This window comes from Amycolatopsis marina (genome assembly GCF_900111885.1).
In the GTDB taxonomy this organism is placed as follows: Bacteria; Actinomycetota; Actinomycetes; order Mycobacteriales; family Pseudonocardiaceae; genus Amycolatopsis; species Amycolatopsis marina.
This window is the reverse complement of sequence record NZ_FOKG01000002.1, coordinates 366,446-392,111: the sequence shown is the minus strand read 5'-3', so window position 1 is coordinate 392,111 and position 25,666 is coordinate 366,446. Positions and strand designations below refer to the sequence as shown.

20 protein-coding genes are annotated in these 25,666 nt (G+C 68.6%); 10 read left to right on the top strand and 10 right to left on the bottom strand.

Annotation, left to right across the window (positions count from 1 at the left end; all coding sequences use genetic code 11):
• Positions 1-101: 101 nt before the first annotated feature.
• Genes BM199_RS05995 through BM199_RS05985 form a run of 3 tightly spaced genes read right to left on the bottom strand, consistent with a single transcriptional unit; the run spans position 102 to position 3,667 of the window.
• Entirely contained in the window at positions 102-1,133 is a 1,032-nt protein-coding gene (locus BM199_RS05995; RefSeq protein WP_245788179.1) for a phosphotransacetylase, read from the bottom strand.
• 3 nt (positions 1,134-1,136) lie between these two features.
• Positions 1,137-2,252 (bottom strand): alanine dehydrogenase, encoded by a 1,116-nt coding sequence (gene ald, locus BM199_RS05990; RefSeq protein WP_091670682.1) that lies wholly within the window; start codon positions 2,250-2,252, stop codon positions 1,137-1,139.
• Positions 2,253-2,296: 44 nt separating this feature from the next.
• Positions 2,297-3,667 carry an aspartate aminotransferase family protein gene (locus BM199_RS05985; protein WP_091670680.1) on the bottom strand — a complete coding sequence of 457 codons (1,371 nt, stop codon included), beginning with the start codon at positions 3,665-3,667 and terminating at the stop codon, positions 2,297-2,299.
• A 235-nt stretch (positions 3,668-3,902) separates the two neighbouring features.
• On the opposite strand from BM199_RS05985, the gene BM199_RS05980 reads away from it, so the two are divergent.
• Positions 3,903-5,627, top strand: coding sequence for an amidohydrolase (locus BM199_RS05980; protein ID WP_091670677.1), 1,725 nt, complete (start codon positions 3,903-3,905; stop codon positions 5,625-5,627).
• Entirely contained in the window at positions 5,624-7,099 is a 1,476-nt protein-coding gene (locus BM199_RS05975) for a sodium:solute symporter family protein (protein WP_091670674.1), read from the top strand. Before BM199_RS05980 ends, BM199_RS05975 begins: the two co-directional genes overlap by 4 nt.
• Here the strand turns inward: BM199_RS05975 and pdxR are convergent.
• On the bottom strand, positions 7,059-8,522 hold the full coding sequence (gene pdxR / locus BM199_RS05970; RefSeq protein ID WP_091670672.1) for a MocR-like pyridoxine biosynthesis transcription factor PdxR: 1,464 nt from the start codon (positions 8,520-8,522) through the stop codon (positions 7,059-7,061). The two genes, BM199_RS05975 and pdxR, sit on opposite strands and share 41 nt — an antisense overlap.
• Before the next feature lie 85 nt (positions 8,523-8,607).
• The gene (locus BM199_RS05965) at positions 8,608-9,645 is read right to left on the bottom strand and encodes a YeiH family protein (protein ID WP_091670668.1); all 1,038 of its coding nucleotides are present in this window, start codon (positions 9,643-9,645) and stop codon (positions 8,608-8,610) included.
• Between the two features lie 71 nt (positions 9,646-9,716).
• Between BM199_RS05965 and BM199_RS05960 the strand changes: the two genes are divergently transcribed.
• The 3 genes from BM199_RS05960 to BM199_RS05950 all read left to right on the top strand — a co-directional run bounded on the left by BM199_RS05960 (position 9,717) and on the right by BM199_RS05950 (position 13,425).
• The gene (locus BM199_RS05960; protein WP_091670665.1) at positions 9,717-10,616 is read left to right on the top strand and encodes a LysR family transcriptional regulator; all 900 of its coding nucleotides are present in this window, start codon (positions 9,717-9,719) and stop codon (positions 10,614-10,616) included.
• 224 nt (positions 10,617-10,840) lie between these two features.
• Complete coding sequence (locus tag BM199_RS05955) at positions 10,841-12,187, top strand: FAD-dependent oxidoreductase (RefSeq protein ID WP_091670986.1); 1,347 nt, start codon at positions 10,841-10,843, stop codon at positions 12,185-12,187.
• 53 nt (positions 12,188-12,240) lie between these two features.
• A complete protein-coding gene (locus tag BM199_RS05950) occupies positions 12,241-13,425 on the top strand; it encodes an MFS transporter (RefSeq protein ID WP_245788178.1) in 1,185 nt (394 codons plus the stop codon).
• Between the two features lie 82 nt (positions 13,426-13,507).
• Here the strand turns inward: BM199_RS05950 and BM199_RS05945 are convergent, their stop codons facing one another.
• Entirely contained in the window at positions 13,508-14,998 is a 1,491-nt protein-coding gene (locus BM199_RS05945; RefSeq protein WP_091670983.1) for a SulP family inorganic anion transporter, read from the bottom strand.
• A gap of 229 nt (positions 14,999-15,227) precedes the next feature.
• On the opposite strand from BM199_RS05945, the gene BM199_RS05940 reads away from it, so the two are divergent.
• On the top strand, positions 15,228-15,704 hold the full coding sequence (locus BM199_RS05940; RefSeq protein WP_091670660.1) for an SRPBCC family protein: 477 nt from the start codon (positions 15,228-15,230) through the stop codon (positions 15,702-15,704).
• 28 nt (positions 15,705-15,732) lie between these two features.
• A complete protein-coding gene (locus BM199_RS05935; protein ID WP_091670657.1) occupies positions 15,733-16,065 on the top strand; it encodes a YnfA family protein in 333 nt (110 codons plus the stop codon).
• A 63-nt stretch (positions 16,066-16,128) separates the two neighbouring features.
• On the opposite strand, the gene BM199_RS05930 is transcribed toward BM199_RS05935, so the two are convergent.
• The 3 genes from BM199_RS05930 to BM199_RS05920 form a co-directional block, all read right to left on the bottom strand.
• On the bottom strand, positions 16,129-17,235 hold the full coding sequence (locus BM199_RS05930) for a winged helix DNA-binding domain-containing protein (RefSeq protein WP_091670654.1): 1,107 nt from the start codon (positions 17,233-17,235) through the stop codon (positions 16,129-16,131).
• A 116-nt stretch (positions 17,236-17,351) separates the two neighbouring features.
• Positions 17,352-19,376, bottom strand: coding sequence for a CocE/NonD family hydrolase (locus BM199_RS05925; protein WP_091670651.1), 2,025 nt, complete (start codon positions 19,374-19,376; stop codon positions 17,352-17,354).
• A gap of 53 nt (positions 19,377-19,429) precedes the next feature.
• Positions 19,430-20,683: an ATP-grasp domain-containing protein gene (locus tag BM199_RS05920; protein WP_091670981.1), complete on the bottom strand. Its 1,254-nt coding sequence runs from the start codon at positions 20,681-20,683 to the stop codon at positions 19,430-19,432.
• Positions 20,684-20,835: 152 nt separating this feature from the next.
• Between BM199_RS05920 and BM199_RS05915 the strand changes: the two genes are divergently transcribed.
• From BM199_RS05915 to BM199_RS05905, 3 genes are read left to right on the top strand one after another with little or no spacing between them, the layout of a single operon-like run.
• A complete protein-coding gene (locus tag BM199_RS05915; RefSeq protein ID WP_091670649.1) occupies positions 20,836-22,395 on the top strand; it encodes an FAD-dependent oxidoreductase in 1,560 nt (519 codons plus the stop codon).
• Positions 22,392-23,570, top strand: a complete 1,179-nt coding sequence (locus BM199_RS05910) for a carboxylate-amine ligase (RefSeq protein ID WP_245788177.1) — start codon at positions 22,392-22,394, stop codon at positions 23,568-23,570. Before BM199_RS05915 ends, BM199_RS05910 begins: the two co-directional genes overlap by 4 nt.
• On the top strand, positions 23,567-24,622 hold the full coding sequence (locus tag BM199_RS05905; RefSeq protein WP_091670644.1) for an iron-containing redox enzyme family protein: 1,056 nt from the start codon (positions 23,567-23,569) through the stop codon (positions 24,620-24,622). Before BM199_RS05910 ends, BM199_RS05905 begins: the two co-directional genes overlap by 4 nt.
• 188 nt (positions 24,623-24,810) lie before the next feature.
• On the opposite strand, the gene BM199_RS05900 is transcribed toward BM199_RS05905, so the two are convergent.
• A complete protein-coding gene (locus BM199_RS05900) occupies positions 24,811-25,635 on the bottom strand; it encodes an ABC transporter permease (protein ID WP_091670641.1) in 825 nt (274 codons plus the stop codon).
• Positions 25,636-25,666 lie beyond the last annotated feature (31 nt).

The window sequence follows — 25,666 nt, the reverse complement described above, 5'->3', positions numbered from 1 at the left end:
TCGGGAAAGTGTGGTGGTTGCGTGTGCATGTGTCGCGCTTTTTCGGGAAAGTGTGGTGGTTGCGTGTGCACGGAGCGCACTTTCCCGGGAAAGTGCGCGGGTCAGGATGTCCGCGTGCTCGCCAGACCGGTACCTGACCTGCCCTGCCGGGGGGCCGCCGGTCCGGATTGCGCCTGTAGGGCGCTGATCAGGGCGACCGTGACGACGTCCTGGGCGGAACAGCCGCGGGAGAGGTCGTTCATCGGCGCGTTCAGTCCCTGCAGGATGGGGCCGATGGCCTGCGCGCCACCGAGCCGCTCGGCGATCTTGTAGCCGATGTTGCCCGCGGCCAGGTTGGGGAAGACGAAGACATTGGCCTGACCCGCCACCGGCGATCCCGCGGCCTTGCGCTGCCCCACCGAGGCGACGAGCGCGGCGTCGAACTGTATCTCGCCGTCCACCGCGAGCCAGGGGGCCCGATCGCGCGCGAGTTCCGTCGCGGCCCGCACCCGTCGCACCGACTCGTGGTCCGCGCTGCCCTTGGTGCTGAACGAGAGCATCGCCACCGATGCCGTCCGGCCGGTGAGGCTCTCGAAGGTGGCCGCGGTGGAGATGGCGATGTCGGCGAGCTGGCTCTCGTCCGGTTCGGGCACCACCGCGCAGTCGGCGAACGCCAGCGGGGGACCGTGCACGGGGAGCATGAGGAAGCTGCTCGACAGTACGCGGGTGGCGGGTTCGAGCCCCAGCACGTGAATGCCGGCGCGGATCACCTCCCCGGTGGTTCGCGTGCTGCCCGCCACGCACGCGTCCGCCGACCCGGCCGCCACCATGGCGGCGGCGAGGTACACCGGATCGTCCGAGCGCGCGGCGACGGCCGACGGCGACCAGTTCCGCTGCGTCGCCACCTGCTCCACCCGTGCTCCGGCCGGGCCCGCCGACAGCGTGGCGGCCGTGGTGACCTCCACGGCCGCGGGCAGGTCCTTCGCATCCTGCCGCTGACTCACCAGGATCGGGGTGATGCCGTGACCCACGAGGTCGACGGCGGCCCGGCGGACTCGGGGATCGTCGCCCTCGGCGAACGCGACACGTGGAGAGCGAGTGGACCCGTCGGCGGTGAGCCGCCGGGTCCACTCCTCGAACAGGGAGACGGCCACGATTCAGGCGAGGATGTCGGCCAGTGCCCGCACGGGCAGCTGGTGCGCGCGGGCAACCGGGGCGTTGGTGATCTCGCCGCCGACGGTGTTGAGACCGCCCGCAAGGACGGGGTCCTCGCGCAACGCCTGCTGCCAGCCCTTGTCCGCTATCGCCGTGGCATAGGGCAGGGTGACGTTGGTGAGCGCGTACGTCGACGTGTTCGGCACCGCGCCTGGCATGTTGGCGACACAGTAGAAGACGCTGTCGTGCACCGGATAAGTCGGCTCGGCATGCGTGGTGGGCCGCGAGTCCTCGAAGCAGCCGCCCTGGTCGATCGAGATGTCGACGAGCACACTGCCCGGCTTCATCCGGCTGACCTGCTCGTTGGAGACCAGTCGCGGGGCGAGCGCGCCGGGCAGCAACACCGCGCCGATCACCAGGTCGGCCTCGAGAACGGCCTTCTCGATCTCGAAGCTGTTCGCCACGACCGTGGTGACCCGGCCGTTGTACCGCCGGTCCAGCGCACGCAGCTTGTCGACGTTGGTGTCGAGCACGGTGACGTCGGCCCACATCCCCACGGCCATCGCGATCGCGTTGGTGCCCGCGACGCCTGCCCCGAGCACGACGACCTTGGCCGGCCCGACACCGGTGACACCGCCGAGCAGCAGTCCCCTGCCACCTCCGGTACGGCGCAGCGCCTCCGCGCCGACCTGGGGTGCGAGGCAGCCCGCCACCTCGCTCATCGGGTACAGCAGCGGCAGCGCGCCGCCGGGCAACTGCACCGTTTCGTATGCGATCGCGGTGGTTCCGGCATGCAACAGTGCGTCGGTGCACTCGCGGGACGCGGCGAGGTGCAGGTAGGTGAAGAGGGTCAGGTCCGCACGCAGCCGGTGGTACTCCGACTCGATCGGTTCCTTCACCTTGAGTACCAGCTCGGACTGGCCCCATACCTCGTCGGCGGACTCCAGGATCTTCGCGCCCGCGGCGACGAACTCGTCGTCGCGAATGGACGATCCCGCACCCGCCCCGCGCTCGATGACCACATCGTGGCCCCGGCCGGTCAGTTCGTGCACGCCGGGAGGTGTGATCGCGACGCGGTACTCGTGGTTCTTCACTTCTCGGGGCACGCCGACACGCATGGCGCTACCTCACTTTCTGTCTGGGTAGGAGAATCCGCCGTCGATCACGCCTGCAGGTGATCGTCGACCGCGGACAACACCGCGTCTACCTTGTGCAGCAGGTCGTCGAGCACCGCCCGGTCGGCGACCAGCGGCGGGGAGAGCATCAGCATCGTGGCGCCGCGGTCGTCGGGCCGGGTGATCAGGCCGACGTCGGACATCGCCTTCGGCATGACCTCACGGACCAGTTCCGCCGACTGCGCCTCGGTCAGCGGCCTGCCACTCAGACGGTCGCCGGTGAACTCGATGGCGTAGAAGAACCCCGTCCCCCGCCATTCGGCCACGCACCCGTGTGCGTCGCGCAGCCGGTCGAGACCATCTTGGAAGTGCGGTTCGAGCCCGCGGACGTTGCCGAGCACGTCCTCGTCCCGCAGCGCGGTGAGGTTGGCGGCGGCCACCGCGGTGGACACCGGATGCCCGCCCCACGTCGCTCCGTGGGTGAACGCCCCGGCCAGCGGGGACTCCATCAGCCCGGCCGCGAGCTCCCTGCGCAGCAGTACACCGCCGAGCGGTGCGTAGCCGGAGGTGGAGCCCTTGGCGAACGTGATCAGGTCGGGCACGACGCCGTACTTGGCGCTGCCGAACCATTCCCCGAGCCTGCCGTAGGCGCAGATCACTTCGTCGGCGACGAGCAGGATGCCGTACCTGTCACAGATCTCCCGCAACTGCTGCCAGTAACCCTCCGGTGGCACGAGGGCGCCGCGGGAGTTCTGCACCGGTTCGGCGAACAGGGCGGCGATCGTCTCGGGTCCTTCGTCCTCAATGGCCGCCACGATCGCTTCGACGCACGGCAACTCCGCCGCGCTGCCACCGTCCGGCACCGCGGCGCCGAGGGTGTGGGGCACGTGCCGCACACCGGGCATCAGCGGTCCGAAGGGCTCTCTGTACTTCTGGATACCGGTCACGGCCAGCGCCCCGAGCGTGGTGCCGTGGTAGGCCATGTCCCTGGCGATGATCTTGGTGCGCTGCGGCTCGCCCTGGCTGCGGTGGTACTGGCGGGCGAACTTGATCGCGGACTCCGCTGCCTCGGAGCCGGAGTTGACGAAGAAGACCACGTCCAGGTCGGCGGGTGCGAGTTCGGCGATCATCGCCGCCGCCTCCGCGGAGGCGGGATGTGTGGCCGACCAGTTGGTCCAGTAGGCCAATGTCTCCATCTGCTTGACCGCTGCCGCGGGAATGTCCGCCCTGCCGTGGCCGATGTTCACACAGAAGAGCCCGGCGAGACCGTCCAGGAACCTGCGGCCGCGATCGTCGTAGAGATAGCACCCCTCGCCTCGGGTGATGACCGGCAGTTCGGCGTCACGCCAGACCTGCCCTCGGGTGAAGTGGGGAAACAGGTGGCGCTGCGCCAGCGCCCTGATGTCCGACTGGGTCACGAGGATCCCTCCAGCATTGGTGGTCGCCGTGGTAGGTGTCCTCACTGTGGGGGTGCGACAGGACCCATTCCAGATCCAGATGGCGACGGCTTTTTGGGTGCCAGGCAATTCGCGCTGGTACCCAAAAACGAGGCGGGAACTGGATCTGTGCGCGGGGTCACTCGATCATTTAGCTTTGCCGGACTGTCACGGCTCTGCCGCACTGTCGAGGAATCGGCGAAAGCAGGAGGACCCGATGCCGCAAGCTCCGGGAGGTCTGCACCGTGCCGCCGACCTGATTCTCTTCGGCGGTCAGGTACTGACTCTCGACAGAGTCGGCACCAGGGCCAGCGCCATCGCCGTCCGTGAAGGAAAGGTGCTCGCGGCCGGGTCCGATCGCGACATGCTGATGCTGGCAGGAGTAGGCACACAGCGGGTTGATCTGGGTGGCCGTACGGCGATTCCCGGGTTCGTGGAGACCCACACGCATCCCTACTTCTTCGGGCTCACCCTGGACGCCGCGATCGACGCGGGATCACCACCGAACGATTCGGTGAACGACATCGTCGAGCGCGTCGCGGAGGCCGCGCGGTCGACGTCCAGTGGCGACTGGATCGTGGGCTACCGCTACGACGACACGCTCCTGCGCGAGCGTCGCCACCCCACACGGCACGACCTGGACGCGGTGTCGGGCGATCATCCCGTACTGCTGGTGCACATCTCGGGCCACTTCGTCACGGCCAACTCGCAGGCACTTCGGCTGGCCGGGATCAGCAGGACCACAGTGGACCCCGTGGGCGGTGCGATCGGCAGGGACGCTTCCGGGGATCCCAGTGGGGTACTGGCCGAGACGGCCGCCTTCCCGGTCTACGCGTTACTGCCAAAGCGTTCCGAGCGGGAGATGGCCGAGATACTCGGGCTCGCGAGCGACGCCTACCTCGCCGCTGGGGTGACGACGGTGCACGACACCGGGATCGGCCTCCTCAACGGTCACGACGAACTGGGTGCGTACCGGAGCGCGATCGACTCGGGCCGGATGCGTCCGAGAGTGCGGGGATACCTGCTGGATCAGATCCTGCGGCAACTGGGTTCCGGTGTCCCCGGCCCACGGGCCGTGGACGGCATGAACCTCGATCCCGACCGTTTCCGGCTGGACGGCGTGAAGATCATCGCCGACGGCTCGATCCAGGGGATGACCGGTTGCCTTTCCGAGCCGTACACCTGCTCGCCGGACGAGAGCGGAATGATGCTGCTTCCGCCGCACGAACTCGCCGAACGGGTGGCCGGCCTGCACGAGGCCGGCTGGCAGGTGGCGGTGCACGGCAACGGCGATGCCGCGATCCAGGCGATTCTCGACGCCTACGGTGCGCTGGGTGTGGCGCAGGGGGACGCAGGAAGACGACACCGGGTCGAGCACTGCCAGACCGTCCGGGAGGACCAGCTCGAACGGATGGCCGCCCACGGCGTGCTCGCGTCGTTCTTCGTCAAGCACGTCTATTACTGGGGCGATCGGCACCGCGACAGGTTCCTCGGCCCGCGTCGAGCGGGCCGGATCGATCCGCTGGCCTCCGCCCGCGCGCGAGGCGTCACGTTCGGACTGCACGCCGACAGCCCCGTCACCCCGGTTCCGCCACTCGAGGGAATCTGGTGCGCCGTGCTCCGCCAGACGAGGAACGGCGACGAACTGGGACCGGAGGAGCGGGTCGATGTGGAAACCGCGCTGCGGGCGTACACATCGGACGCCGCGTATCTGGGCTTCGACGAGGACGACAGCGGTTCGCTGGAACCGGGGAAGTACGCGGACTTGGCGATTCTGTCCGCCGACCCCACCGCCACCCCGGCCGAGAACCTGCGCGAGCTGACGGTGGACGCGACCGTCGTCGCCGGCGACGTCGTCCGGGTCAGGGACGGTGTGGCGTGGGGCAGGGGGATCTCGGACGAACGCGGTGCGACATCCACTACGGGAAGGACAGCCCCGTGATCTGGTATGCCCTCTACATCGCCCTGTTCGTCGCCGTCATGTTCGGCGTCGGCCTCTACCACTTCCGCCGGACGAAGGGTGCCGACGACTACCTGATCGCCGGCTGGGACGTCGGTCCGGTCAAGATCTTCCTCACCGTGATCGCCACCTGGGCCGGCGCGTCGATCTTCATCGGCAGCGTCGGACTCGGCTACCAGTTCGGTCTCTCCGGCTACGTCCGATTCGCGCTGCCGGCCACGGTGTTCTCGGTGATTCTGGCGGTGGTGTTCGCCAGGAAGCTCAGAAGGACACGGCTCTACACCGTGCCCGACATCTTCGACGAGCGGCTGGGGAAGCCGGCAGGCGTCATCCCGGCGCTGCTCTCGGCAGGTCTCTATGCCGCGCCGGTCACCGCGATGCAGATCGTGGCGCTGGGCGCGATGTTCAACATCCTGTTCGGCATGCCCCTCGGCTGGGGGCTGATCCTGGGCTGGGTGATCATCTACGGCTACACGATGCTGGGTGGCCTTCCCAGTGTCATCGTCACCGACAGCATCCAAACCGTCGTGCTCGTCGTCGGGCTGGTCATCATGGGTGTGGCGACGTGGAACTACGCGGGCGGGATGACCGACATCGCACCGGCGGTACCCGACGGACACCTGAGCCTGATCGGTGACGACCCGATGGGCACGCTCGTCTTCGCCATGACCATCGGGCCGTTCTACCTGATCTGGCAGTCCAGCTGGCAGCGCATCTACGCCGCCCGCACCGAACGAATCGCCCTGTGGGGCAACCTCACCGGCATGGTGGTCGCCGGGACGGTGATCGCCATAATCCCGGTGTTCATCGGGATGGCCGCGCGATCCTTCGTGCCCGCCGAAGGACTACGTCCGGACTCGGTGTTCTACATCGTGCTGCAGGACATTCTCCCGCCGTATCTCGGCGGAATCCTGGCGATGGCGCTGATGGCCGCACTGGTGTCCGGCGGTGACTCCTTCCTCCTGCAGGGAACAGCGAATCTGACCCGCGACCTGTACCAGCGCTACGCCAGGCCGGACGCGAGCCAGGAGCAGCTGCTGCGGACGTCGCGGTGGGGCGTGACCTTGATCGGCCTGGTGGCGCTGCTCATCGCCTTCTTCATCACCGACATCGTCGGCATCTACACGTACACGCTGAAGTGGACGGCCGTCACGCTCGTTCTGCCGTTCCTCGCGGTGATGTTCTGGCGGCGGACCACCCGCTTCGGGGTCATCGCCTGCATGCTGGCCGGGCTCGGCGTCACCATCGCCTGGGAGGTCGGCGGAAACCCCTTCGGACTCACCGAGATCGTTCCGGGGTATCTGGCGGGCGCCGTCGCGCTGGTGGCCGGGAGTCTGTTCACCGATCACGCGCCGGGTGAGCAGGTCAGGGCGATCTGGTTCGACGGCCTGGAGCGCCGGACTGCGGAGGAGGTCACCGCAACTGCTGGTCGATCGCGTGACCGAGTTGAATGATCCCTGGCCGGATGGCGCTGTGCGGTATCGCGGCGAACCCGAGTCTGAAGTGGTTTCGGTGGGCTGTGGCGTCGGCGAAGTAGATGTCGCCGCGCTCGATCACCACGCCTCGCCGCAACGCCAGCTCGGCCAGTTCGACGCAGTCCAGTTCGGGCGGACCGGTCACCCAGATGCTCACGCCGCCAGGTGGCGGGTCGGCCTGCCACGGCAGCGTCTCGTTGAGCGCCTCGCGCAGGGTCTGCCACTTGCGTTGCAGCTGAGTGCGCCTGCGCCGCACGGTTCGGTGGTACTGCCCGCTCTCGATGAGCAGGGCCATGGCCCGCTGGACATGACCCGAAGGGTGGCGTACCCGGTATCTGCGCTGGTTGCGCAGTTCGCGGATCAGTTCCGGGGCCGCCACCAGGTAACCGAGCCGGAGTCCCGGGGCGAGGAACTTCGAGAACGTGCCGAGGTAGATCACCCGCTCGCTGTCCGGCAACGCCTTCAGCGCGGGTGTCGGGCTGCCCTGGTAGCGGAACTCGCTGTCGTAGTCGTCCTCGATGATGAGTGTGCCGTGGCGGCGAGCCAGTGCGAGCAGTTGTTGACGTCTGCCGATGGTGAGGGTCACGTTGGTCGGACTGTGGTGGCTCGGTGTCAGGTGCAGCAGGTGCACGTCGGCGAGATCGGGCGACGGGATCAGCCCCGAGCCGTCGACCGGCATCGGGGCCACCGTCGCGCCTGCTCTGGCGAAGATGTGCCGTGCGTCCAGGTATCCGGGATCCTCGACGCCGACCGTGTCCCCGGGGCGGAGCAACGTACCGGCGAGCAGGTCGAGTCCCTGCTGCGAGCCGAGGGTGATCAGGACCTGGTCGGGATTCACCTCGATGCCTCTCGCGGGCAGCACCGCCCGGCAGAGGGCCTGCACCAGCAGCGGGTCGTCCTCGTCGATCCCGTCTCGCACGCTGTAGTGCAGGTGCGGGGGATCCAGGGCGTCCCGCAGTGCCCGCGCCCAGGCCAGGCGGGGGAACGACTCGGCCTCGATCTGGCCCGCGACGAACGGGAAGGGATAGCGGTCCCAATCGGGGATCTTCGCGATCTCCGGCATACCGGCGTCGGGAGTGGGCCGGATTCGCCGTGTCCAGTCCACGAAATCGGTGGTGGTGACGTGTTCCTCGTGCTGGTCGAGGTGCGTGAGCATGTCCGGGTTGATGAACAGCCCGCGACGAGGTCGTGACTCGATGAATCCCTGAGCGTGCAGTTCCTGGTATGCGGTGTTCACGGTGTTGCGGGAGACTCCCAGCTCGCGGGCCAACTCCCTGGAGGACGGGAGGGGAAGGCGCGGGTTCAGCGCCCCGGAGGCGATCGCGTGCTCCAGCGCCTTGCGCAGCTGCTGGTAGATCGGCTCTCCGGCGCCGCGCTCGATGGAGATGAGAGTCCGTCCCATTAGGTCATTCTTACCGATTGGATGCTCAGATGGGAGTACGTCGAGTGCCATAGCCGTTGGGAATGAGTCCTGGACGGGCGGCCGCTCATGTCAGCAGCCGCAACGTCATGAGAGCCACGCCGGCGACGAGCAGGGTCGAGAACAGCCCGAGCAGCAGTGCGCGGGGTCCGGTGTGGATCAGCGACCGCAGCCGTACCGCGCAGCCGAGCCCGAACAGTGCGCCCGCCAGCAGCAGGGTGGTCAGCGTCCCGGCGATGTTCAGCACGGCGAGCGGCAGCACGTCGACGGTTCGCAGTGCCACCATCGCCAGGAATCCGAGGACGAACAGGGGTACCAGCGGCGGGCGGGTGCCAGAATCCGCCGGGGTTCCCCTGCGCTCCGCCACACTCACCGCGGCGACCATCGGCGCGAGGAGCACCACCCGGCTCAGCTTGACCACGGTGGCCGTCGCGACGGCGGCGGCTCCCGCTGGGGATGCCGCGGCCACCACCTGCGCGACCTCGTGCACGCTCATCCCCGCCCACTCGCCGAGTCCGGCACCGGTGAAACCCAGCATCGGGCCGAACAGTGGCACGGCGATGATGGCGAGGCTGCCGTAGAGCGTTACCAGCGCGACTGCGGTCGCGACATCGGACTCCTTGCGCTTCACGACACCCTCCATGGCGGCGATCGCCGACGCGCCGCAGATGGAGAAACCCGTTGCCACCAGCACGGAAAGACCGTGCGGGACGCGCAGCAGCCTGCCGAGCCCGAGGGTGCCGAGAAAGCTGATCGCCACGGTGAGGACCACGGCAAGTATCGTGCCCGCGCCGAGCTGGAGGATGTGCGGAACCGCGAGCTGGAGGCCGAGGAGTACGACGCCTCCGCGCAGCAGGCGGCGGGTCGCCCAGCGCACACCCGCGCCGGTGCTGTCGGGTACGAAGCGCAGGTTTCCCACGACGACGCCGAGAACGACGGCGATGGTCAGCGCGCTGAGTGCGGGAACGGCGAGGTTGACCAGGAACGCGACCGTCACACCCACGACCACGAGCGCCAGCCCCGGTAGCAGTTGTCGTGGTCTGCCTGTTCCGGCGGCACTGCCTGTCGCCGGAACGGATCCCGTCCCGTCCTCCGTCGTGGCCATGACATCCACGGTGGGGGACGAGTTGGGTCGGCGGTAGCCGGATCGTGAGCATGATGTCATACCCTGTGGCTATGACTGTGCTTCCTGATCTCGAGTCGTTGCGGCTGCTCGTCCTGATCGGCGAGCGTGGCAGTCTGGGCAAGGCCGCCGCGGAACTCGGTGTCGCCCAGCCGTCGGCCAGCAAGCGGTTGTCCACTCTGGAACGGCAATTGGGCTTGGTGCTGGTGGACCGCACTCGTCGTGGCTCGGTCCTGACCCCGGCCGGGAAGGTCGTGTGGGGCTGGGCGGGCCGGGTGCTCGACGAGGTGGACGGTCTGCTGACCGGTGTGGAGGCTCTGCGTTCCAAACGCGACGCCGAGCTCCGGGTGGCGGCCAGTATGACCATCGCGGAACACCTGGCGCCGATCTGGATCGGGGAACTGCGGCGGAAGAACCCCGAACTCTATGTGGGGCTGCAGGTGACGAACTCGGAGACGGTGGGCGAACTGGTCCGAGCCGGGCAGGTCGACCTCGGTTTCGTCGAGTCACCTTCACCGCCGACGGGGCTCTCCACCCGGCGGGTGGCGGCCGACCGCCTGCTGGTCGTGGTGACGCCGGCGCACCCGTGGGCACGCAGGCGCAGGCCGTTGACCACGGTGGAGCTGGTCACCGTTCCGCTCGTGGTCCGCGAACGGGGATCGGGAACGCGGGAGACCCTGGACCGGGCGTTGCAGCGTGCGGGCGCGGGCGAGATCGCCCCCCTCGTGGAGCTCGGCTCCGCCGCCTCGGTACGGGCGGCGGTCATCAACGGCACCGGGCCCGCCGTGATGAGTGAGCTGGCGATCGCGTCGGACCTGGCCGAGGGGCGGCTGATCGAGGTGGTGGTCGAAGGGCTGGACCTGCGCCGCACCCTCCGCGCAGTGTGGCCTGCGGGCCGCAGGCTCGTCGGTCCGGCCGCGGTGTTGCTCGCCTCGGCGACCGGCGGGCGTTGAGCGGACGGTGTTCTGGTCCGGCCGGGTTCTCGGTCAGCACCGATGTCCGCAGCGTCCTTAGCCCGGCCGCGTCGGCCTCCATGACCTGAGTGCGCAGCAGAGCCTTGCCGACTCCGCGTCGAGGTGTTCCCGCCAAGTATCGCCCGTCATCGATGGTTGCATCAATCGACATCGATCGATATATTGCCTCATTAATCGAGCAACATCGATGAAAAGGTGGAATGATGAACGGACTGCCGGTGGTCGTGATCGGTGCCGGCCCTGTGGGACTGGCAGCTGCGGCACAGCTGGTCGAGCGGGGACTCGAACCGTTGGTTCTCGAACGTGGGAGCGAGGCAGGTGCGGCGGTCGCGCGGTGGAACCACGTGCGGCTGTTCTCCCAGTGGCCCGAGCTGGTGGATCCCGCCGCGAGCCGACTGCTGGCCGCCACGGGTTGGGTACCGCCTTCGGCCGGATACCCGACCGGGCAGGAATGGGCTGGCGAATACCTGCGGCCACTGGCAGCGGTGCTCGGGGAACGGGTTCGGTTCGACGCCGAGGTCGTCGGCGTGGCCCGCCGCGGCCGCGACAGGGTGGTCGACGCGGGCAGGGACACCGAACCGCTGACCGTCCACGTGCGCTGTCCGGACGGCAGCGAGGAGCTCATCACCGCGAATGCGGTCATCGACGCCTCGGGAACCTGGGGCAGCCCTGGGCCCCTCGGTGGCGATGGACTGCCCGCGCTCGGCGAGCGAGCCGCCCATGACCGAATCAACTACCGGGTGCCGAACCTGGCCGACGACACCGAACGGGCGCGGTACGCGGGCCGGCACGTTGTGGTCGCGGGCAGCGGGCACTCGGCACTGACCGCGCTCGTGGCCCTGTCGGGGCTCGCCGACGAGGCTCCGGAAACGCGGATCAGCTGGGTGCTGCGCCGGGCTGCGGTGGGCGATGCTTTCGGCGGGGGGCAGGCCGATCAGCTTCCGGCGCGGGGAGCGCTGGGGCTCAGGGCACAGGAGGCGGTGCGGTCCGGACGGATCACCGTGGTGCCCGGCTTCCGCACGGAGATCGTGGAACGCGACCAGGCCGGGACGCTTACGCTGGTCTCCGGGGAAGGAAACCGGATCGAGCAGGTGGACGAGGTCGTCGTCCTGACGGGTTTCCGGCCCGACCTCGCCCTGCTCTCGGAGTTGCGTCTCGAACTGGACAGCACCCTGCAGGCGCCGGTCGCCCTCGCTCCGCTGATCGACCCGAACGTCCACTCCTGCGGCACGGTCTATCCGCACGGAGTCAACGAGTTGTCCCACCCCGAGCCAGGGGTGTTCCTTGCGGGGATGAAGAGCTACGGACGCGCGCCGACGTTCCTCGCCATGACCGGCTTCGAGCAGGTCCGCAGCATCGCCGCCGCGCTCGCGGGAGACAGGGAGTCGGCCGAGCGGGTCGAGCTGACGCTGCCGGAGACGGGAGTCTGCGGGGGAGCGGGCCTGTTCGACGAGGTCGAACCGGAGTCCGGGGGCGGCTGCTGCGCCCCGGCACCTGCCGCAGCCCCGGAGCTGGTGTCCCTGCAGGCACCCTCCGCAGCTGGCCGGTGACGGCGCGGGCACCAACACGACTGGCCACTTTGGACAAAGCGGGGCTACGACGTGTGCTCGTCACCTTGTGCGTCACCGAGATCACCAGTTGGGGTGTGTTGTACTACGCCTTTCCGGTGCTGGCCGCCGAGATCAATGCGGGGACCGGCTGGCCGGTGGTCTCGGTGACCGCCGCGTTCTCCGGCAGCCTGCTCGTGGCGGCGCTGGTGGGGATCTGGGTCGGACGGGTGCTCGATCGGCGCGGTCCCCGCGCTGTGATGACGGCCGGATCGGTGCTGGCTGTGCCCGCGGTGCTGTTGATCGCCGCCGCGCAGAATCTGGTCTGGTTCTGCGCGGCGTGGCTCCTCGGCGGGGTCGCCATGGGAGCCGTGCTCTATCCACCCGCGTTCGCCGCGCTGACCCGCTGGTACGGACCGCGGCGCGTCCACGCGTTGACGGTGCTGACCCTCGCCGCCGGCCTGGCGAGCACGGTGTTCGCGCCGCTGACGGCGGCGCTCGCGGCACACCTCGGCTGGCGTGGCGCATACGTGGTGCTGGCCATCGTCCTGGCACTGGTCACGGTGCCGGGACACGCCTGGGGTCTGCGCGGGCAGTGGCCGGAACCGGTGGAAGACGGTCCGGTGAACCCTGCCAATGCCCCGGCCCGGGTCCTGCGCAGCCGTGCCTTCATCGCGCTCGTCGCGGCGCTGGCATTGAGCGGGTTCGTCGCCTCCGCTGTGGTGATCAATCTGGTGCCACTGCTGGTGGAGCGCGGCATCGAACCGGGAACGGCGGCCGTCGCGCTCGGCCTGGGCGGCGTCGGGCAGGTGCTGGGACGGCTGGGCCACCGCCCGCTCGCGCGGTGGCTGGGGGTGCGCGGCCGGACAGTGCTGGTCCTGGTGGCCGTCGCGGGCACCACCGCGGTGCTCGGTGTCCTGACCTCGGCTGCCGCACTGATCTTCGCGGCGACCGTGGCGGGAATGGCGCGCGGGATCCTCACTCTGTTGAACGCGACGGCCGTGACCGACCGGTGGGGTGCGCTGCACTACGGGCGGCTCACCGGTGTGCTCTCCGCGCCGCGCACGGTCACCACAGCCCTCGCGCCCTGGGCGGGCGCGAGCCTCGCCGCCGTCACCGGCGACTACTCCTCGATGTTCCTCGTGCTCGCCGCCATGACGTTGGCGGCAACCGCGCTGGCGGTGGCGAGCACACCACCGCAACTGTCGACGCGGTGGAGGTGTCGGTCGACGGTTTCGTGATCCGGACGCACGGTGGCGCGACCTACGCCGTCGCGGGCGTTCGCTGGCAACGCGTCGTGGTCGTCGGCGGCGGGAACTGTGGTCAGTGGCTGCCGGTGAAGGTGCCGGCGAGGGTGGTGTGGCGTTGTTCGGTGTCGTTGTTCATGCCGGTGATGGTGACGGTGGTGCCGCGGTTTTCGTATTTGGTGGTGATGGCGTCGAGTGAGGCGACGGTGGAGGCGTCCCAGATGTGGGCTTCGGAGAGGTCGATGACCACGGTGGCGGGGTCGCCTGCGTAGTCGAACTGGAAGACGAGGTCGTTGCTGGAGGCGAAGAACAGTTGGCCGGTGACGGTGTAGATCTTGGTGGTGCCGTCGGGGTCGAGGACGCTGTCGACGTTGACCAGGTGGGCGACGCGGCGGGCGAAGAGGACCATCGCGACCAGGACGCCGACGATGACGCCGATGGCGAGGTTGTGGGTGATGACGGTGACGGCGACGGTGGCGAGCATGACGGTGGTTTCGCTCTTGGGCATGCGTCGCAGGGTTGTGGGCTGGATGCTGTGCCAGTCGAAGGTGCCGACGGCGACCATGATCATGACGCCGACGAGGGCGGCCATGGGGATCAGCGCGACGATGTTGCCGAGGGCGACGACGAGGATGAGCAGGAAGATCCCGGACAGGAAGGTGGAGGCGCGGGTGCGGGCCCCGGACTTCACGTTGATCATGGTCTGGCCGATCATGGCGCAGCCGCCCATGCCGCCGAAGAAGCCGGTGACGATGTTGGCGACACCCTGGCCCCAGGATTCGCGGGTCTTGTCGGAGTGGGTGTCGGTGATGTCGTCGACCAGTTTGGCGGTCATGAGGGATTCCATGAGTCCGACCAGGGCCATGGCGATCGCGAACGGCGCGATGATCGTCAGGGTTTCGAGGGTGAACGGCACGGTCGGGATGCCGAGCACGGGCAGGCTGTTGGGTAGTTCGCCCTGGTCGCCGACGGTGGGGACGGCGATGCTCGCGGCGACGGTGACGGCGGTGAGGGCGACGATCGCGACCAGCGGTGCGGGCACGGCTTTGGTCAGTCGTGGCAGGCCGACCATGATCAGCAGGCCTGCGGCGAGCAGGGCGTAGACGGTCCAGGGGACGTCGACCAGGTAGGGCAGTTGGGCCAGGAAGATCAGGATGGCCAGGGCGTTGACGAAGCCGACCATCACGCTGCGGGGCAGGAACCGCATCAGCCGTGCCACTCCGGACACCGCGAGCAGCACCTGGATCAGCCCGCCCAGGACGACGGTGGCCAGCAGGTACTCGACGCCGTGTTCGCGGACCAGTGGTGCGAGTACCAGCGCGATCGCGCCGGTCGCGGCGGAGATCATCGCCGGACGACCGCCGGTGAAGGCGATCGTCACCGCCATCGTGAACGACGCGAACAGCCCGATTCGCGGGTCGACACCCGCGATGATCGAGAACGACACCGCCTCAGGAATCAGCGCCAGCGCGACAACGAGGCCGGACAGGGCCTCGGTGCGCAGCACCCGGGGGGACAGCCAGGCGGGAGCGGACATACGCGAGCGCAGGACAGCAGGAAGCGACATCATCTTCTTTCGCGGCACGGAGGGTCGCCGGACACGGGAAACCGGCGAGGAACAGAGAACCAGGGGGAGCCGCACCAGTGGGGCTCAACCGATCCTGGAAAACCATACCCTCACGTAAGGGGAGACATGCATGGAGTGTGACCCACGTCTGTGTGTGATGGGGAGCACCAGGGGATACGCGCGTGCAGGCGTCAGTGCCAGCGACCCCTTCGCGTCCTAGAATCCGGTCATGGGTAGGACCGACCGCGCCGGCCGGGTGATCGCGGCACCACCGGCGGCTGTTTACGACGCACTCACCAACCGAGGATCCCTCGAGACCTGGCTGCCGCCGGACGGCATGCGCGGACGGATCGAGTGGTGGGATCCCGGCCCTGGTGGCGGCTTCCGGATGGTCCTCACCTACCTCGACCCCGCCGACAGTCCCGGCAAGACTTCAGCCGCGACAGATGTCGTCGATATCAAGTTCGCCGACCTGGTGCCGCCGGAGCGCGTGGTGCAGCGGGCGGTGTTCGAGGCCGACGACCCGGCCTATGCGGGCACCATGACGATGACCTGGGACCTCAATGCCGACGGTGACGGTACCGAGGTGACCGTCAGCGCGACGAACGTGCCATCGGGCATCGACCAAGCGGTGCACGAGGCCGGGATCGCCTCGTCGCTGGCCAACCTGGCGGCGTACCTCGAAGCGGGGGACAACCGGCCGTAAGCGGTCGCTGCCGGTGTAGAAAGAGTTGATGCTTGTCCTGCGTTCGATTGTCCTGTTCGTACTGGCCGCCGTCGCGGAGATCGGCGGTGCGTGGCTGGTGTGGCAGGGTGTCCGGGAGCATCGTGGGTGGATCTGGATCGGCGGTGGGGTCATCGCGCTCGGTCTGTACGGGTTCGTCGCGACGTTGCAGCCGGACGCGCACTTCGGCCGGATTCTGGCCGCCTACGGCGGTGTGTTCGTCGTCGGCTCCCTGGTCTGGGGCATGGTCGCCGACGGCTTCCGGCCGGATCGGTTCGACGTGATCGGCGCGCTGATCTGCCTGGTCGGAGTCGCGGTGATCATGTATGCGCCACGCGGCTGAATCCCAAACCGGAAACGGGCACAACGGGAAGGGACTGGGGATGGGACAGGCCGATCACCGGTGCTACGCCGGACCGGCCACGTTGACCTGGCGGGACTCGGCGCGAGGTGCGGCGAAGGCCAGCAGCCGGTGTGCCTCGCTGGTCAGGATCTCCACACTCCGTGCGGCTACGGGCCGGAACGGCCGTAGCTCCAGTCCGGCTACCTTGCGACGAATCGTGGTCCGCCAGATGCCGTGCACGAAGCCGTTGACCAGGAACGTGCCCCGGACCAGGCCGTTGATCGTGAACACCCTGGCCCTGTCCTCGTCGGAGATGATCCTGGCCCGGTCCGCGTGCCCCAGCAGGATCTGGTCGAACTCGCCGAGCAACCGCGGCGGTGCGGGGGTACGCGGGTCGGGCCGTGGCGCGTCCGGCAGGTCGAACAGCTCGCGCCCGCTCTCGTCCTGGAAGGTCAGCAGGCGGGGACGCAACCGCTCCACGGCCTCACCGAGCCGGGTCAGGCCGCACCAGGCCTGCACGTCGAGCACGCTGGCCGGGCCGAACGCGGCCAGGTACCGCAGCACCAGCTCCTCGGCCTCCGGCTCCGCGGCGACCGGTGCACCGAGCCAGGCTTCCGCGGCGGCGTGCACCGGCAGACCACTGCTGCCCCAGATCCCACGTGGAGGCACCTGGACCAACGGCGAAAGGTACTGCACAGCCGTGACCAGTGCCTTCCCGTCATGTTCCGGCCAGCGACGCTGTAGCTGTTCGGCCAGCGCCGGGTTGCCGAGCGGGGCGTCCGCCAGAATCCGTCGGCCCTCGGCGACCACCTCGGCAAGGTCGAGATCCGCCACCGCACTGAACCACTGACTGCGGGTGAAGGCCTGGGTCAGCATCGGCTGGAACAATTCGCGGAAACGGCGGTAGTCGGCGGCGGTGAGCAGGTGGATGGTGCCGCGCATCGCCGTCGCGCGTACCGCGCCGCGATCGGTGAGGAGACCGGCGAGCTCGGCAGGGTCGAACTCGTCGATCCTCGCCCGCAGTGCGAAGTAGGGTGGATTCGGCGCCTGCGCCTGGAGACCGACCAGGTGTTCCACCACCGATGCGGCGGAGCGCCGCTCACGCCGCAGCAGAAGCTGTCGCGCGAGCAGCGCCCGGTTCAGCGCCCTACGGCTCAGAGTTTCCGTCACGGGCCGACACTAGAGCGGCGGTACGACACTCCGCGGATCAGAGCCGGGACAGCTTGCCATCGACCAAACGAGTTCGTACATGCGTCTACGCTGGTCGCTCGGTTCTCAGCGGCCGCTCAGACACAGCGCCGCGGGATGACCCGCGACCAGTTGTTCGAGTAGGTCCGCTGCCCACCCTCGTAGCCGTCGATCTGCGCGTGCAGGAAGAAGTCGCTGTTCGTGCAGCCCAGGCGGGTCCGGGTCACCGTGGTGACCGTCCAGTCACCACGGGAGAACGTGAGCGTCCAGTTCGTCTCGCCCGTCGGGGACTCGAAGTCGTCGGCCACCCAGCTGTACTTCTCGTAGGCCCGCTTCGCGATATCGAGGTCGATGTCGTCGAAGTGCACGGTTCCGTTGTCCTTCACGATCTCCAGCGCCGAGCTGTAGTCCGTCAGTTCACGGCAGACGGTCCACTTGTGCTCGCTCGGGCGGACCTGGGTCATCGGAATCGGTTCGGCGCCCTCGGGTTCACCGAACGGCCGGGCCGGGGCCTCGTCGGATTCGGTGACCGGGCGTTTCGGCAGCGTCAGCGAACTCGACCCGGTGTACACCGACAGCAGCACCGGTTCCGGCGGCGGCCACGCCAGTGGCCAGTACGATGTGGACAGAGAAAGCCGGATCTTGTGACCGGGCGGGAACGACTGGGCGACTCCGTTCAGCTCGAAGGAAACCCGGTACCGCCTTCCGGGCTCCAGTGGTTCGGGCTGCTCGTGGCTCTCGCAGTGAGTCAGGTTCAGCATCCCGTAGGTGACCCGGGTGGCCCGCCCGTCCTCGGCGACGTCGGAGAGGCGAGCGGCCACCATCGCGACCGGCTTGTCCACCGAGAGTTCCAGCGTGACCTCCGGTGAACCGAGGATCTCGTACGGCTCGGTGAGCGCGTCGGTGTCGAACACCAGGGAGCCGCCGTCCTCCTCCCGCTGGTCGTAGGGCAGATCGGGCGGCGCGTTGTAGGACGCCCACTTCCCGGCGAACTGGCCGACCGACAACGGCGACTCGACGGTCAGCGTCTCCTCGGCATTGGAGCTCTCCGGGAGTGCGATCCGGTGCCTGGCGAGCGAGTACTCCGTGGGTTGGATGTGTGGTGAGGGCAGCGTCGGCTCGCCGACCCACCGTCCCGGCCGGTTCTCGTACGAGGTCGACGGTGGCACGCTGTCCTGCATCCACGCGTGCAGCGTCGGGCCGTCCATCACCCCGTTCTCCTCGTCCTTGAGCCAGTGATCCCACCAGCGCACCACTTCTTGCAGGTAGCCGATGGCCGGACCGGGCACGCCGAGGTGCGGGTACTTGTGTGACCAGGGACCGATCAGGCCCCTCCGGGGCACGTCGAGCTTCTCCAGCAGGCGTGTCACGGCGTTGGAGTAACCGTCCGCCCAGCCGCTCGACGCGAGTACCGGCACCGAGATCGAGTCATAGCTATCGCACACCGAGGCGTGCTGCCAGTACTCGTCGCGGTGCTGGTGTTCGAGCCACTGGTCGATCCAGGGCCCCGCGCTCTCCATCCGCTCCAGCCACATGTCCCGCCAGCGCTCGCCGACGAGCATCGGGTCGGGCGGAAGGGTGCTGTGCGCGAACATCGTTCCGGCCTCGGCGAGGTTGTCCGACAGCAGGCAGCCGCCCATGTAGTGCATGTCGTCGGAGTAGCGGTCGTCGGTGAACGACGAGATGACGATCGCCCCAAGGCTCGCCGGTTTCCGGGCCGCGAGTTGCAGTGCGGCGAACCCGCCCCACGAGATGCCCATCATGCCGGTCCGTCCCGTGCACCACGGCTGCCCTGCGATCCATTCCAGGACGTCCTCCGCGTCGAGTTGCTCCTGCTCCAGGTACTCGTCGCGCAGGACGCCCTCGGAATCGCCGGTGCCCCTGAGGTCGACGCGGACACAGGCGTACCCGTGCCCCGCCATGTACGGGTGGTGGATCGAGTCGCGCCACGCGGTCAGGTCCCGCTTCCGATACGGGATGTACTCCAGGATCGCCGGGACAGCTTCGTCCTCGGAGGACAACGGCCGCCAGATTCGTGCGGCGAGCCGGGTGCCGTCTGACGTCGGGATCCAGACGTGCTCGTCCTCTTTGATCTCGTATGGCAGCGAGCTGACCGTCCGCATTTACCGTGTTTCCTCCTCTGTACGTGTGTGCCGGGTGGCGTACTGCCGCTGGTTCACTCGACGGCGGGCCGCTTCTCCTCCTCCTCGTCCGCGAACTCGAAGCGCAGCCTCTCGATCACGCGGTCGTACTTCTGCTCCAGCTCCTTCTCGTCGTCCGCACCGAGGTAGATGTGCGCGAGTTCGTAGCTGTAGCTGTCCTGACCGGGCAGGCTCGACAGCCGCTCGCCCTCGTTGGCCTGGAGGTCGATGTGCAGGCCGGGGATCTCGTCCCGCAGGGCCTCGATCTCCTCCTCGGTCGGCAGCCGCGTCACCAGTGCGTCGCCGAACCTGCGGTGATACCACTTCGCGGCCAGTTCGTACGGCCCCTTGCGATGGGGCAGGTTCGGGTCCTGCCCGCGGCCGACGCTGAGCATGCAGTAGTGGTTGGGCACACCGTCCACGAACTCGAAGAGCTCCGCGTGCGACTGCGAATGCCTCGGATTGACCTCGAGCAGGCCGATCTCGCCGGAGTCCGGCTTGCAGAAGAACTCGATACTGAACGTGCAGTTGTTCATTCCCAGCTGCTTGACCACCTTCTCGGAGATCTCCCGGATCCGGCGCACCATCGGCGTCGGCAGCTGTGACGGATACTGGTGGCGCAGGAAGGAGGAGGTGCCGGGGTAGTTCAGCGAGTCGAGAACGCCGTAGACCACCACCTCGCCGTCGTAGACATACCCCTCCGACGCGGCCTGCTGGCCGGACATCGCCTCCTCCGCGAGGCAGGCGGCCCCGCCGACCTCCGCGATCTCCGGCGGCAGATCGATCTGCTCCATGATGTACTCGAACGGCTTCCCGATCCGGTCGATGCCCTCGGCCATCTCCCGCGTCGCGTACTCGAAGTCCGCGTCGTCCTTCACCTTGAAGGCCAGTTCGGAGGAGAAGGACTTCACCGGCTTCAGCCACATCGGGTAGTTCATGCCGGCAGGCACCCGCGGGTTCTCCAGGTCGACGATCCCGAACCTGGGATGTTCTTCGATGACCTTCTCCTGCTCGAGCCTGCTCCAGTACTTGTGCTCACACTTGACGATCGCCTCGAGGTCGGCACTCGGCAGGCCGTACCTCTTGCACAGGATGGGCACGAGAGTGCTCACCGGGAAGTCCCAGTATCCGACGATGGCCCCGATCTCACCGTCGAAGTCGTCCAGAGCCTTCTCCGCCTTCCGGATGAGATCCGCGATCGGGATCTCTCCGTGCTGGACCTCCTCGATGCTCAGTAAGCCGTGAAAGTGGTACTGCACGGCGTCGGGCACGTCGTTGAGCGTCCGCATGTTGGCCTCGTCGAGGCCAACCACGAACACGTCGATCTGGCTCACTGTCGCTCCTTCACTCTGTCCGCCCCCAACAATCAAGTCCCCCAATCGGTCCCCGCTAAAACCCTTCCGACGTTTTGCCGGCCCACGAGCGGGGCACCTACAGCAGCATGAGCGGCAGCGAAATCGGCGACGAGCAGATCACTTCGGGCAATACGGACACCGCTGGCCTTCCTGCGCCACGGTCCCTGTGGGTGGAGACCGCGCCGGCCCCGGACCGGCGCGGACGGGCGTTGCCCACCGAGGTCGAGGTGGCCGTGCTCGGCGCCGGAATCGCCGGGCTGACCACGGCGTTCCTGCTCGCGCGGGCAGGCCGGTCGGTGCTGGTTCTCGAGGCGGGCGAGGTCGCGGGCGGTGTCTCCGGCCACACGTCGGCGAAGCTCAGTGCGCAGCACGGGCTCAAGTACCACTCGCTGACCGAACGCAAGGGAGCTGCCGCCGCTGCCCTTTACGCGCGGACCCAGTCCGCCGCGATCGACTGGGTCGAGCGCACCGCGACCGAACTGGAGATCGCCTGCGGGTTCAGCCGCAGGGACAGCTTCGTCCACACCGGCAGCCGTGAGCAGTTGGACCAGTTGCGCAAGGAGGTCGACGCGGCCTGCGCCGCGGGTCTGCCCGCTTCGTTCGCCGACGACATCGGGCTCGCGGTGCCTTCGGTGGGCGCCGTCCGCTTCACCGGCCAGGCGCAGTTCCACCCCCGCCGCTGGCTGCTTGGTCTTGCCGAGGAGGTGGAGCGCGCAGGCGGGATGATCGTCGAAGGCGTGCGAGCACAGGGCGTGGACGAACGGGGCGTCCAGCAGGTGCGGACCACCCACGGCACGGTGCGTGCGCGCGACGTCGTCGTCGCGACGCACTACCCGATCCTGGACCGTGGACTGTTCTTCGCGAGGCTGGAACCGACGCGCGATCTCGTCGTCTCCGGTCCGGTGAAGTCCGAGAAGGACCGGATATCCGGCATGTACCTGGACTCGGCGACCAAGCACTCGGTACGCGGCTACGAGTCGGAGACGGGCCCGATGGCGATCGTCCTCGGCGAGCACTACCGGACGGGTGAGCGGATCGATGTAGAAGCCCGTTACCGTGCCCTCGCGGCATGGGCGAGGGAACACGCCGCGGTGCGGACCGTTACCCACCGATGGTCCGCGCACGATATGTCTACTGTGGATTCAGTGCCGTACGTCGGCGGGTACCATCCGACGGCAAAGCACCTGTGGGTGGCAACCGGATTCGGCCAGTGGGGGATGAGCGGCGGTACGGCCGCGGGTCACCTGCTATGTGATCTGATACTCGGCAACGAGAACGCGTCCGCCGCGCTGTACGACCCGAATCGGATGGATGCCCGTGGTGCGGTGGAACTGGCGAAGGCCAACGGCAAGGTTGGCAAGCACTTTGTCGGTGACCACCTGCGTGCCGCCGTCGACCGCACCGACCTCGACGACCTCCCGGCCGGAACCGCGACCGTGACGACTTCCGGGGTCCGCCCCGTCGCTGCCTATCGCGACGACGAGGGCACGTTGCACAAGGTCGGGGCGAACTGCACCCACCTCGGCTGCGTCGTCGCGTTCAACAACGCGGAGAAGACCTGGGATTGCCCGTGCCACGCCTCGCGGTTCGGTGTCGACGGGTCCGTGATCCACGGACCGGCCACCAGGCCACTCCCTCGGCTGTGACCGGCCCGACTGTGGCCGCCGGGCACACCGTCGGGGTGGAGGAGGAGTTCCTGGTGGCCGAGCCGGACTCCGGCCGTACTCTCGCCGCGGGGCCGAAGATCCTGGCCAGGCCGCCGGTCGGCCTTCCGGACGGCGCCTTGCTGCACGCGGAACTGCGGGAAACCCAGGTGGAGGCGGCCACCGGCGTCTGCGCGGGGGAGGCGGACCTGCGTGCGCACCTGCTCGCGGCGCGCAACTGGCTCGTGGAACAGGCCACTGCCGTCGACGCGCTGCTGGTGGCCTCCGGCACGCCGCCCTTGTCCTTCCAGTCCGTTGTGGACGAACCTTCCGAGCGCTTCGCCCGCATCGATTACCTGTATGCGGGAATGGTGGCCGACTACGAGGCCTGCGGATGTCACGTTCATGTGGGTGTGCCCGATCCGGAACTCGCGGTCGCCGTCGTCAACCGGCTGCGGCCGTGGATTCCGACCCTGCTCGCGCTCTCGGTGAATTCGCCACTGTGGGAAGGCAGGGACACCGGCTTCGGCAGCTGGCGGATGGTGCAGCAATCGCGCTTTCCCGGCTCGGGAGTCCCGCCCTACTTCGCCGACCGCGCCGACCACGATGCCGAGGTGGCCCGCCTGGTGGAGTGCGGAGTGCTCGTGGACGAGCGGATGAGCTTCTGGCTGGTCCGGCCCTCGCCGACGCTGCCGACGATCGAGTTCCGCGTCGCCGACACGGCCGGCACGGTCGACGAGGCGGTCCTGTTCGCGTTGCTGACGAGGGCACTCGTCCGGACGACGGTGCTCGACGTGGAGCGCGGAGCCCCGGCTCCGCGACCAGGTGAGCAGGTGGCCGCGGCCGCGGTGTGGTCGGCGGCACGTCATGGTCTCGAGGGCGACGGTGTGGACATGCTCCGTGCCCGCCGGGTACCGGCCGTACAGCTGCTGCGTGACCTGCTGCACCGAGTACGACCGGCACTCGAGGAAACCGGTGACCTGTCGAGTGTGCGGCGAGTACTGGCCCTGATCCGGGCACACGGGACCGGTGCGGAGCGGCAGCGGCGAGCAGCGGCCCGTTACGGGATCCCCGCCGCTGTGCGGATGCTGGCGGCGGAAACGGCAGGACACTCCGGCGAGGGGTGGGAGCAGTCGGCAGCGGGTACCCGGTCGCGGAACGACGGAGGTGATCGATGACTGCCCAGCCCGATGCGACAGCTGTTCCCGTGGCCGGTGCCGCGTTGCCCGCAGCGCGCGGCCCGCTCTCCGCGGCCGTACTCGGCGCACTGCGCGAGGACGAGCGCGGTGCCGTGGGGGAGGTGTTCGACCTCGCGGAGGTCGGGTCGGCGGACCCGCTCGGCGAGGACCTGCAGCTCGCCCTCCAGGTCTGTTATGAGCTGCACTACCAGGGCTTCGACGGCGTCGACCCCGACTGGGAGTGGGACCCCGAACTGTTGCGCCTGCGCGGCGCGATGGAACGGTCGTTCCTCGCCGCGCTGCGCGTCGGGATCGCGGGAGGCGGCGGGTCCAGCGACGTCGAGGGTGTGTTGGACGAGCTGCTGGTGGAGCCGGTCGACGGGGCAGGGGTGAGCGACTACCTGCGGGACCACGGCACCTGGTGGCAGATGCGTGAGTACTTCATCCACCGTTCGATCTACCACCTCAAGGAGGCCGACCCGCACGCCTGGGTCATCCCGCGCCTGCGCGGAACGGCGAAAGCGGCGCTGGTGGCCGTGGAGTACGACGAGTTCGGCGGTGGCCGTGGGGAACAGGTGCACGCCCAGCTGTTCGCCGACCTGCTCGCAGCGGCCGATCTTTCGCCGGGCTACCTGCACTACCTGGACCTGGTGCCCGCCGTCGGCCTCGCGCCGGTCAACATGATGTCGTTGTTCGGTCTGCACCGGCGGTTACGCGGGGCGCTGGTCGGGCACTTCGCCGCCGCAGAGATCACCACCGCGCCGAGCGCGCGGCGGATGGACGCCGCGCTCGAACGGCTCGGTGCGCCAGCGGCCTGCCGGTACTTCTTCACCGAACACATCGAGGCCGACGCCGTGCACGAGCAGGTGCTGCGCCACGATGTGATCGGGGACCTGCTGGCCAGGGAACCGGAGCTGGCCGCCGACGTGGTGTTCGGCGTCCAGGCCACCGGTTTCCTGGAGGACCGCCTTGCGGAGCACCTGCTCGGCAGCTGGGCGCGGGATCGCACCTCGCTGCGCCGGCACCACGGTCAGAGCCTGTCGGCGAACTAGCGGTGCTGCCCCCAGAACGCGCGCGGCGAAGCCCACGATCGGCGAGTCGGGGCGTACAACCCGTGGTGGTGAGTATTCGTGCGTGGGTCCGAGCCCCGCCCACCCGTCTCCCACCGCCACCCAGACTGAGGCGCTCCGCACCGCCATCTTGACCACATCGATCGTGACGCGCGTTCGCCAACAGGCAGTCAGACCCGGCGCCGGTAGGCCCAGACCGCCAGGCTGCCGAACACGGCAAGGAAGATCGCGCTCCACAACAGCGTCATGCTGACCGGCCCGGCCACCGGCCCGCCCAGCAGCAGTCCCTGGCTCGCCTCGATCGCGTGACTCACCGGATTGACGTCGATCCAGGCCTGCAGCCACCCGGGCATCGTTTCGGCCGGGGCGACCATGCTCGTGCCGAACACCAGCGGGAAGGGGAGCAGGAAACCCACGGTGGACACCATCGTCTCGCTCCTGAGCAGCACCGCCACGAGCACGGTCAGCCAGCTCAACGAGAAGCCGAAGCCGATCGCCAGCGCGGCCGCACCCAGTGCGGGCAGTAGACCGGTGTCGATCCGGAAGCCGAGCAGAAAGCCAAAGCCGAACAGCACCACGACCGTGATGAGGTAGCGGAGCGTGTCGCCGAGGACCGAGCCGATCAGCGGGGCGGACCGGCTGATCGGCAGGCTGCGGAACCGGTCGAAGACGCCCTTCTGCATATCGATCACGATGTTGAGTCCGGTGGCGACCTGCCCGGCGAGCACGGTCGTCAGCACCAGAATTCCGGGGAAGAGGTACCGCAGGTACTCCTCAGTGGAGCCCGTGACCGCTCCGCCGAACAGATAGACGAACAGCAGCAGGAACATGATCGGCAGGATCAGCGCGTCCATCAGCAGACCCGGGTTGCGCCGGGTCTTGACCAAACTCCGGCCGGCGAGGGCCAGGCTGTGCCGGGCAAGGGCCCACGACCGCTGCCGCACGTCGGTCGTGTCGCGCCGGGTGGTAGCGCTTGGGCTGTACGTCGAGGTCATGCGGTCTCCTACCAGATCCGAGAAGTTGCTT